The sequence below is a fragment of the Azonexus sp. genome (assembly GCF_036170495.1).
Taxonomy (GTDB): domain Bacteria; phylum Pseudomonadota; class Gammaproteobacteria; order Burkholderiales; family Rhodocyclaceae; genus Azonexus.
This window is the reverse complement of record NZ_JAVHPH010000380.1, coordinates 1-10,400: the sequence shown is the minus strand read 5'-3', so window position 1 is coordinate 10,400 and position 10,400 is coordinate 1. Positions and strand designations below refer to the sequence as shown.

The 10,400-nt window shown below is 60.2% G+C and carries 10 protein-coding genes; 1 reads left to right on the top strand and 9 read right to left on the bottom strand.

Annotated elements, in window-relative coordinates; all coding sequences use genetic code 11:
* Positions 1-204 precede the first annotated feature (204 nt).
* A complete protein-coding gene (locus ADADOO_RS13890) occupies positions 205-3,699 on the top strand; it encodes a DUF8613 domain-containing protein (RefSeq protein WP_511278098.1) in 3,495 nt (1,164 codons plus the stop codon).
* Positions 3,700-3,705: 6 nt separating this feature from the next.
* Here ADADOO_RS13890 and ADADOO_RS13885 read toward each other — a convergent pair whose 3' ends face one another.
* The 9 genes from ADADOO_RS13885 to ADADOO_RS13845 form a co-directional block, all read right to left on the bottom strand.
* Positions 3,706-4,194 (bottom strand): hypothetical protein, encoded by a 489-nt coding sequence (locus ADADOO_RS13885; protein WP_511278097.1) that lies wholly within the window; start codon positions 4,192-4,194, stop codon positions 3,706-3,708.
* Positions 4,191-5,042: a prepilin-type N-terminal cleavage/methylation domain-containing protein gene (locus ADADOO_RS13880; protein WP_511278096.1), complete on the bottom strand. Its 852-nt coding sequence runs from the start codon at positions 5,040-5,042 to the stop codon at positions 4,191-4,193. The genes ADADOO_RS13885 and ADADOO_RS13880 overlap by 4 nt, the downstream gene beginning before the upstream one ends.
* Entirely contained in the window at positions 5,026-5,586 is a 561-nt protein-coding gene (locus tag ADADOO_RS13875) for a type IV pilus modification PilV family protein (RefSeq protein WP_511278095.1), read from the bottom strand. Before ADADOO_RS13875 ends, ADADOO_RS13880 begins: the two co-directional genes overlap by 17 nt.
* Positions 5,576-6,115: a pilus assembly FimT family protein gene (locus ADADOO_RS13870; RefSeq protein WP_511278094.1), complete on the bottom strand. Its 540-nt coding sequence runs from the start codon at positions 6,113-6,115 to the stop codon at positions 5,576-5,578. Before ADADOO_RS13870 ends, ADADOO_RS13875 begins: the two co-directional genes overlap by 11 nt.
* Complete coding sequence (locus tag ADADOO_RS13865; protein ID WP_511278093.1) at positions 6,102-6,533, bottom strand: prepilin-type N-terminal cleavage/methylation domain-containing protein; 432 nt, start codon at positions 6,531-6,533, stop codon at positions 6,102-6,104. Before ADADOO_RS13865 ends, ADADOO_RS13870 begins: the two co-directional genes overlap by 14 nt.
* A gap of 24 nt (positions 6,534-6,557) precedes the next feature.
* A complete protein-coding gene (locus ADADOO_RS13860; RefSeq protein WP_511278092.1) occupies positions 6,558-7,121 on the bottom strand; it encodes a prepilin-type N-terminal cleavage/methylation domain-containing protein in 564 nt (187 codons plus the stop codon).
* A gap of 60 nt (positions 7,122-7,181) precedes the next feature.
* Entirely contained in the window at positions 7,182-7,610 is a 429-nt protein-coding gene (locus ADADOO_RS13855) for a type II secretion system protein (protein ID WP_511278091.1), read from the bottom strand.
* Positions 7,611-7,617: 7 nt separating this feature from the next.
* Positions 7,618-8,844: a type II secretion system F family protein gene (locus ADADOO_RS13850; RefSeq protein WP_511278090.1), complete on the bottom strand. Its 1,227-nt coding sequence runs from the start codon at positions 8,842-8,844 to the stop codon at positions 7,618-7,620.
* 6 nt (positions 8,845-8,850) lie between these two features.
* Positions 8,851-10,400: GspE/PulE family protein (locus ADADOO_RS13845; RefSeq protein WP_511278089.1), on the bottom strand; the 1,550-nt coding region annotated here is incomplete at its 5' end.

The following is a 10,400-nucleotide window of genomic DNA, read 5'->3' as shown; positions in this document are numbered from 1 at the left end:
TTCGGCCACATTGTCCCGACACCTTAAGTTTTTTCAGAAGGATAGCCAGTAACGCATTATTTTTCAATGGTTTTTTGAACTAGGCAAACCGTCCTACTGCGGCATCCAAAAAAGGCACGTGCCTCACAAACACATTATCGGAATTAGCAAAAGTTGGCGGCATAATATGATTTTCCCGAAATTCGCCAAGGAAGGCCATTTGCGATGCGCACCAGAAAATACCCTTCCGACACTCTGCGCGCCACACCTCGAATCTTTGCCACGAAAGCGGCCATCCTCCGCGCCAGGCTCTGCCGGCTTCTACTGTCGTTCAGCCTGCTCTTCGCCGGGAACGCCATGGCTGCGCTCACGATCAATTCGGTCACCCTCGACGGCAGCTCAAGTATCGCCGTAGCCCCGGGAGGCTCGGCCATCCCTGTAACGTTGTCGGTCAGCAACGATGCGACCAACAACTGGAGCTCCACCGGCTGGCGCATCAGCACAACGGCGCCAGGAACCCTGAACTGCTACGACAACGCCGATCATGTCGGAGCCAGTCAATCCTTTTCCGACAGCTTCACGATCCTTGCCCCTGCCGCAGCAGGAACCTACAACGCCTATTTCGTCGCATCGAACAATTCTGGATGCACAGGGACGACAACGACAGCGACTTTGGCGTCCAGTGTCATCGTGGCTGCCCCTGTCCTTGCCAAGACCGCCAGCAGTTCGTCCGCGGTCGTCGGCGATGTCGTCACCTTCAAGTTAACCGCGAGCAATTCTCTATCCGTACCGCTGGCCAATGTCGTAGTCACCGACACCTTGCCGACCGGCATGAGTTACACGACACATGTCGCCACGCTGGGCACGGCCAGTGTTTCCGGAAAGGTCATTACCTGGACCATCCCATCCATCCCGGCCAATGGCAGTGCCCAGCTGACCCTGGCGGTTTCTCTGTCCCAACAGGGAACGCTCACCAATACGGCAACCTCGCCGGGCGCCACAAATGCCAGCGCATCGATACTGGTACTCGCCAGTGCAGCGACTCATTTCCGTCTCGATGAAACGGCAGGATCGTGGACCGGCGCCGCCGGCGAAGTCCTCGACAGCGGCGGCACCGGCCTGCAGGGGCGGCGACTTGCCTCATCAACCCCGACAACCACCAACGCCATCACCCCGAATCCAACGATCGACTCCGAGCACCCTGCCGTTGCCGGCAGTTTCTGCAATGCCGGCAACTTTGACGGCAAGGCCATTGTTGAAGTGGCAGCCAATCCGCTTCTCCGCTACACGACTAAGCTTTCCGCCACGGCCTGGATTTATCCAACGGCTTATCCGAGCGGCAGCAGCGATCTGTATTCGATCCTGTCCAATGACACGAATTACGAATTCCACATTGATCGAAATGGAAGGCTGTTTTGGTGGTGGGGCAGTTCAACGCTCACATCCAACACTCAAATCCCGCGAAATCAATGGACCCACGTGGCAATTACGCTGGACTCTTCCTCCAGCGGCGGCCGGCAACGAATCTATATCAACGGGGTTCGCGACAACAATACGAACAACTGGAAAGGCACGCTGGCGAACAATAGCTGCAACTTCTACATCGGCGGCGATGTATCAACCTCGGCTTCATGTCCTATCCTCTCGGCACGCAATTTCCGGGGCAATATCGATGAGGTCAAACTCTACAATTACGAGTTGAGTACCGCCGAAGTCCAGGCCGACATGACAATGGGCCGGACCTGCTCGGGCGCGTTTGACCATATCCGGATCGAACATGATGGCAGCGCATCGGTCTGCGCCCCCGAGTCCGTAACGGTCAAAGCCTGCCTGGACGAGAACTGCTCGACGCTCTACCCGGGAAATGTCACTGTCAATTTGTCGCCGTCCGGCTGGGTCGGCGGCAACACGTTCAGTTTCTCCGGCGGGGTCGCGACGCGGCAACTCAGCAAGGGCACCGCCGGCAGTGTCACGCTGGGCAGCACCAGCGTCTCGCCTGTTCCAGCCAATGCCACCCGATGCTTCAACGGCGGCACGGAGTCTTGCGCACTCACCTTCAGTGCCGCCTCGTGTAATTTCGATGCTGTCGAAACTGCTGCCAATCCGCTAACCCGAATCAATACCAAGCTGGCCAATACCAGTTTCAATCTCGATGTGCTTGCCCTGACCACCAGCAAGGCGGTCAACACGAACTACACCGGGACCGTTGCCGTCGACCTGGTTGACGCTTCGACATCCAGTTGCCCGAGTGGCAGCGGATTGAATACGGCGACGAATGTCACTTTTGCCAACAAAGACAAGGGACGAAAGCCGGTCACCTTCAACTACGCCAATGCGGCAAGGAATGTCCGCGTCCGGATGAAAGTCGGCTCTTCTGCGCCAGCTTGCTCAACGGACAATTTCACGATACGCCCGCAGCAATTCACGGTTTCGTCCAGCATGACCAATACGGCCCTGACCGGAACGCCGAAAGCCACGGCCGGCACGGCCTTCACGCTGACCGCCAATGCCGGGGTCGGCTCCGGCTACGACGGCACGCCGACCATCGACACGACGAAGGTCAATGACCATGCCGGCGCGGCCATCGCGACGGGAACCTTGAGCGGCACAATGGCGGCGGGAACCGGCGCCGCATCGAGCGGCACCGGATTCAAATATCTTGATGTCGGCAATATCCGGCTGATGACGGATGCAATGATCGACAGTGGCTTTACCACGGTCGACCAGACATCCGACTGCATTTCCGGCAGCACCTCAAACACGCTCTCCGGTGGCAAGTACGGCTGCAATATCGGCAGCACCGCCTCGGCGCTCTTCGGGCGCTGGTACCCGAGCCACTACTCGTTCGCCGGCACGCTGACGCCGGCCTGCGTTGCCGGCAATTTCACCTACATGGGGCAGGATGCGCTCGGCCTGGCTTTGACCTTGAAAGCGCATGCGTCGACCGGCCTGCCGGCGACCTCCGGCGATCCGGTTACCAGCCGCTACACCACGGGTTACACCAACCTGTCCGCCGTCACGCTGAGTGGCGATAACGGCGGCACGGCCGTTGCAGCCAGCCGCCTGAGCACACCGGCTTTTCCGACGATGCCCAACACGGCATTGTGGTCGGCCGGGGTGTTCACTATCGCCGACACGCATTCGTTCTCGAGATTGGCAGCGCCGGACGGTGCCTACGAAACATTCAAGCTCGTCGCTGCGCTGACCGACCCCGATGGTTCCACACTGATCGGCACCGCCGCGCAAAAGGAAACCAACACGACGCGCATCCGCTACGGACGCCTGAAAATCGACAACGCCTACGGCTCGGAACTGCTCGACCTGCCGATTCCTTTCGAGGCCCAATACTGGTGGAGTAGCGGCTATTACGTCACCAATCGTGATGACAGTTGCACCAGCCTCAACATGTCCAGCCTGATGATGTCGGGCTTTACCCAGAATCTGGCGGCATGCGAAACGCAGCTCTCACCAACGGGCATGCAAACGCTGGTTGCCGGCAAATTGCCGCTCAAGCTGACCAAGCCCGGGGCGGGCAATCAGGGCAGCGTTCTGTTGTCGATCAATATCGGCAGCACGGCATCCGGCTCAACCTGCATCTCGGCGACACCGTCGTCAGCCAGCGCCACCAACATGCCGTGGTTCGGGACCACCAATCCGTCGGGACGCGCCAAGTTCGGCATAGCCAAAACGCCTTACATTTATTTCCGGGAAAGCTTCTAAGGGCGGTCAGCAGTCGAAAGGGGCGACAGTGATTGCCGGATCCCGGCATCGCTGCATCGTCACCTCGACCTGCCGCTCGATACCCGGCGCCTTGACGCCAACAGCGATTGCTTGCGAAACAATACGGTAGATGCGGAGTTGCCGAGTACCTTCAGTCGTATCCCAGCTCTGGCAAGTAACCGTCACCGCATGTCCCGGGATGGCCGGCGTGCCGTTCACGCAAGCCGGCAACCCGGCGCCCTGGGCGTTGGGGTCGAGTTGGAACATCCCCCACTCGGCGCCGGCGCGCGCCGCCTGATAGGCCCGGGCGCCACCGATGTCGGCAGCCTGATTGACATGCGCCGTTGACACGACATTGGCGATGACAGCGGCCAGAATCGACATCAGCAACAGCAGGAAGACGCCGGTGATGATCGAGACGCCACGCTGGCGTCGCAGCGGGGAAATTCCCGAATCCCACGGTCGACCGGAAAAAATGGGCAAATTTGAAATCATGGCGTGTTCTGTACATCGACCTGATGCAGCAGCTCGACCGACTCGCCGTTGCGCGTCAGCGTCAGGCGGAGGACGACCAGCCCGTTGCGCTGGAGGATGGCCGGCACGTAGTTGAAGGCACAGAAAGTGACGTTGTCGGCCATGACCGCCGCGACGCCGCCGAGCGCAGCAGGCACCGGTGGCCAGGCGTGACCGTAGGCAAAACCCGAACGCCGGATCAACTGCCCCGTCGCCACGCTGCATTCGTAAATCACCGGTGCGCCGACGATCTGGAAGCGATGTTGTGGCGAGGCCAGCGGAAACTGGGTACCGGCCGGGGCGAACGCAAGGTTACTGAGGCCGATGCCGGGTGTCGCCGCCCGCCGGCTGGTTCCTTCATAAACATCCGACCCCGGTTGCCCAAGATTAAAAACCACCAATTCGTCACCTGCCAGAATGGTCACCGACGGGCCGAGCACATCGAAAGTCGTGTCGGTGTTGCTGGCGAAATCCAGAAGGTCGCCGCCACCGCTCGAATTGAGCTCGGCCCGGTAGCGGCCGGCATCGCGAATCGGCACGAATTCGAGAAAATTGCCGGAGAGGCGCACGCTGTTGGGCAATGCCGCCTGCAGTTCGCGGGCGATCCGGCGCAGGGTGGTATCGGCCGCATCCGACAGTTCGGCCCGGTTGCCGGCATCAATGTAAGCATCGACCTGGCCGCGCCCGAACATCGCCACCATCGACACGATGATGCCGGTGATGACAATCGAAATGATCATCTCGACCAGCGTGAAGCCACGACCATAGAGGCAACGGCTAGCCCCAGGGTCAACCGGAAATAACGGCCGAAAATCAAATGCGCGGCGCATAGCGGAAACGATAGCCGGTCAAAGAAAAGGTTTCGCTGCCACGGGTGACGGTCACCGTGACGCTGAGCGCTGCCGAGTCATCGGCCAGGCCCAGGGCAGTTCCGGCAGGTGCGACGGCAACGCTGGCGGTATAGCCGGCCATGGCGTAGCTGCCGGATGGATCGTCAATATTGGCCCAGGAATGGCCGCCGTAGTCGGACACGTTGTCGAACGGCGAATCAGGCGCCACGCCAAAACGAGTCTCGGCGCCGCTGAATGACACCGTGGCATTGGTGTTCTGCGGGCTGGCGCAATCGCCGTAAGACAGCGCCGTCGACGCCGCCGGATCATCCGGATCACACCAGGTGAACGGCTGGTGCATGACCTCGTTGAGCAGCGACTCGGCAATGGCAACCAGTTGCTTGGTCAGCATCGGATCGGCACTCGCCCGGATGGCCGGATTCATCACCGAGACGAGGCCGATCACGCCAACGCTGACGATAATGATGAACATGATCTGCTCGATCAGCGTGATGCCGCGCTGCAGGACAGGCCTAATGGACATAACCCGTTTCCGCTTCAACGGTGATCGCCAGTGCCGCGGGAAGGCCGGTCACGCTGATTTCCGCGCCGCTGGCCGGCCGCCCAGCCGCATCAAAGACGACATTGGCGGGCAGCGCGGAGAAGGTGACATTTCCCGTCGCTGTCACGACCAGTGGATTGGTATCCGGCCCGGCCAGCGCATTGCCGACCGCGCAATTGGCGGCACCGTTGGCGGTCGAGATGTCAAAGGTAACGCGCGCAGGGGGCGAGGAAAAACTGGCGCAAACCGTCCGCCGGGCGGCAATGGCGGATTTCTGCGCATAGCGCAGACCGGCGACGACGCGGTCGCGAAAGCCTCGCTCGTCGAAACCCGAGGTGCCATTCCATTTCGGTAAGATCGCCACAGCCAAGATACCGATGATGACCATGGTCATAATGAGCTCGATAAGGGTAAAACCACGAGCCCCTCCGGCAGAAGGAAAGAACCCGCCTGGCGGCGGGTTCTTTTGCCAACTGCGATCTTCAGAAAAGATGTACTTAGTTGCCAGCACCGACTGCTGAATAAGTTGCCGTATAAAAAGTGCTCGCACTCGCAGCAGTAAGCTTACGAATTTCGCAACTTACTGCAGTGCCGTTCGTTGTGACAGCCGTGTTAGCCGCTAGGTAATAGGATGTCGCGCTTGCAGTCGTGCCCAGCGTCAACGACGGAATCAGAAGGGTGCCAACCGTTGCACAATCGGCCACCTTGACGCATTTATTGGTCGTAACCACCTGATTCGTTGCAGCACAACCACCGTAGTTAATTGAAGAGGCTGAACCCAAGCCCCCAGCAACGCCTTGAATGGCTGCGGTTTCAGCATCCGAGCGCAGATCAACGAACTTCGGCAATGCCGTCGCGGCGAGGATGCCAAGAATGACAATCACGACTACCAGTTCAATCAGGGTAAAACCTTTTTGCATAGCTTTCATCACCAACTCCTAAAAATTAAAAAATCAACATCCGGTCGTAGTCAGCCCACTGATCGTTGCCGCAGTATTCGGCGCCGTCGGTTGGGTATAGGTAAAGAAACAGGTCGCTGCCGTTGTTGCGCCGACGACACCAAAGGTGGCGACACCGCCAGCGACGTCATAGGTATAGCCCTCGGCCTGCAGTTGCGCGGCGGTCGGGTTGAAAACACCGGTCAGGCCGGCCATGGACAGGACGCCGGCAGTGCCGATCGCCGTCACCGCCGGGTAGGCGTAGACCATGTTGATGAGGCCGCTTTCAGTACAAATGGTGCCGCTCGCCCCGGTTGCGTTATCCGCCGTGCCGCCACCGGCGCAAGGCGCCGTATCGGCGATGCCGGCCCGCGAAAACGCCGTGGCATGAACCAGTGCCGAGGCAGCCGAGACGCTGCCGCGAGCTGCCTGCAGCTTGGCGATGCGGGCATCGCGCTGCAAATTGACGAAACGCGGCAAGGCAACCGCCGCCAGGATGCCGAGAATGATGACGACCACGATCAATTCGATCAGCGTGAAGCCGAACTGGCCTTGCCTGTGCGTGGATTTACGGTTCATGTCGTCATTAACGGGTAGAAGTTTTATTACTTTAGACATATTCACTTTCCTTCTCAACACTTATTCTCGTTGATCTTCAAGTCGCAACAACCCGACTCCTGTCACAACAGCCCTCGGGCTCTCCACATTGCCATCGCGACTGAGCTTGAATCGGGCCCGATGCCCATCGCGAAAACGGTAAACCAGTTCCCTCGCCCGGCGGTCGAAATACCAGACTGCCTTGCTGTCCGGCACAGCGTCCACTTCTCCCACATAGCTTGCCGGCCGAGTGGCGACCCAGTCGAGCGGGTTGTCACTCTGCGGCAAACTGCCGCCAAAGGTTTCGCGGTGCGCCACCACTTCCATCAAGCCAATGCGTACCGCCGACACTTCAGACTGCACCCCGGCCTCTTCCATTTCATTGCTCGTCCGCCCCAACGCCTTCAACAGCACCAAAGCGAGGATACCAATCAGGACGACGACGACCGCGAATTCGTAATAGCGCCGCATGACCGCATCAGCGCTTGATGGCAACCTTGCCGAGGTCCCACATCGGCAGGAAGATACCGAGCGCCAGCACGAGCACCAGCGCACCCAAACACACAATCAGGATCGGCTCGATCTGCTGGCCCAGCGTCTTCAATTCGTATTCCACTTCGCGTTGGTACATCTGGCCGACTTCTTCCAGCATGTCGTCGAGCGCCCCGGATTCCTCGCCGACCGAGATCATCTGGAGCACGACCGGCGTGAAGAAACCGGAGGCGATGGCCGAACGGACGACGCTTTCACCGCGCTCGACGGTATCGCGCATGCCTTCGATCTTCGCCGCGATGTAGCTGTTGTCTACGGTTTGCGACGAGTTGGTCAGGGCCTGCATGACCGGTACGCCGCTCCGCATGCCAAGGGCGAAGCTGCGGGCGAAACGGGCCATCGCTGCCTTGCGAACGATTTTCCCGGCAATCGGGAAATGCAGCACCATTGATTCCCACTGCATGCGCCCAGCCGTCGTTCCCACCCAGGCCCGGAAAATAAATACGGCAGCAATGGTGCCGACGAGCATGGCCGGCCACCAGGCGACCATGAAATTCGAGAAACCGAGCAGTATTTGCGTCATGAACGGCAACTCGGCACCGAAGCCCTGAAACACCTTGGCGAAGGCCGGGATGACAAAGATATTGACAACGATGATGGCGGCAGCCATGGCCATAACGACAAAGGTCGGATAACGCAGGGCCGACTTAACCTGCTCGCGCATGAAACGCTCGAACTCGAGGTGATCGAACAGGCGCAGGAATATTTCGTCGAGCAGGCCGGTCGCCTCGCCGACCCGCACCATGGAAATATAAAAGGGGTTGAACACCTCGGGGTGGCGGGCCAGCGATACCGATAGTTCGCGGCCAGCCTCCAGGCTTTCGCGCACATCGCGGATGACGTCCTTCATCGCCGGATTGGTCGCCGATTCCTGCAGACCGCTCAGGGCACGCATGATCGGCACGCCGGACTTCAACAGGGTATGAATCTGTCGCGAAAAAAGCAGGATGTCGACGTGCTCAACCTTGGGCTTGAAGAAGCTCAGCTCGACATTGCCTGCACTCTTTGCCTTGGCGCGGGTTTCCTCGATCGAAACCGGCGTGATGCCGCGCCCGAGAAGCACGTCGGCGACGCCACCCGAACTGGCGCCTTCGAGCACCCCTTCGATCAGCTTGCCGCCACCGTCCCGTCCTTTGTAGGCAAAGTTGGCCACGCCGGCTTATTCCTCGAACTGGTTGCTGATGCGCATGGCCTCGGACACCGTCGTCCGGCCGGACAGCACCAAACGGACGGCATCGCGGCGCAGCGTTTCACCGGCCATTTGCTGGCGGGCGACGCGCATGAATTCGCCGGGATCTTCATGGTTGATCGCTTCGACCACGGTGTCGCTCATTTCAAGAAATTCGTAGACGCCGCTGCGCCCCTGATAACCGGTGTTGGCGCAATGGGTGCAACCGCGACCGTGATGATAGGCATGGGCGTCGACGTCATCGCCCAACTCGTAGCGCAACCATTCATGCTCGTTCGGCGTCAGCGCGCAGGCTTCGCGGCAGTTGCTGCAGATGATCCGGACCAGACGCTGGGCGATGACCATATGAACCGAGAGCGCGACCATGTAGCGCGGCACGCCCATGTCGAGCAGGCGGATCGGCGTCGATACGGCGTCGTTGGTGTGCAGCGTGGACAGCACGAGGTGACCGGTCATCGCGGCGCGCATGCCGATCTCGGCCGTTTCCTGGTCGCGCATTTCGCCGATCAGCACGATATCCGGGTCTTGCCGCAGCACGGTGCGCAGCACGCGCGAGAAGGAGAGGTCGATCTTTTCGTGCACCTGCACCTGGTTGAGGCCGCCGAGCCGGTATTCGACCGGGTCTTCGACGGTGATGACCTTCTTTTCCGGACTGTTCAGTTCGTTGAGCGCAGCGTAGAGGGTCGTCGTTTTGCCGGAACCGGTCGGGCCGGTGACCAGCACCATGCCGCTCGGCCGCTTGAGGGCGTGGCGCAGGCGCTCAAGCACACGGGGCGGCATGCCGATCTTGTCCAGTTCGAGCAGGCCGGTGTTCTGGGCGAGCAGCCGCATGACCACCGATTCGCCGTACTGGGTGGGCAAGGTCGAAATCCGGACGTCGACCGGATTGGCGCGGACCTTGATGTTGAAACGGCCATCCTGCGGCAGGCGTTTTTCAGAAATGTCCAGGCCGGACATCAGCTTGAGGCGCAACGCGACGGCCGATGAAACCTTGGCGTCGGCCTCGGTCTGAATATGTAGCACGCCGTCGATACGGAAACGGATGCGCAGCGACTTTTCCTGCGGCTCGAAATGGATGTCGGAGGCGCGCAGACGCATCGCCTCTTCGAACACCGTTTGCAAGAGCTTGACGACCGGGGCATCCTCGGCGCCTGGGTTGAGGCCGAGCAGGTCGCCGAACTCGATCGGGATGTCGCCCAGTTCGGCGGTCAGCTCCTTGGCCAAGCCGGTAATCTGCTCGCCACGGTGATAGACGCGGTCGACCATGGCCAGCAACTGACTTTCGGTGACCACAGCAAGGTCGATCTCGCGATGGACCAGACGGGTGATTTCGTCGTAGGCCTGCAAGTCGGTTGGATCGGCCAGGCCGATCTGCAAACGGCCATCCGGCAACTGATCGAGGACCAGCGCCCGGAAACGCCGGGCCGGCGCTTCCGGTAACAGTTTGATCAGATCCGGCTTGGGGGTGAAATTATTGAGGTCGACAAAGGGAATCCGCAACTGTCGGGCCAGCGCCTGCG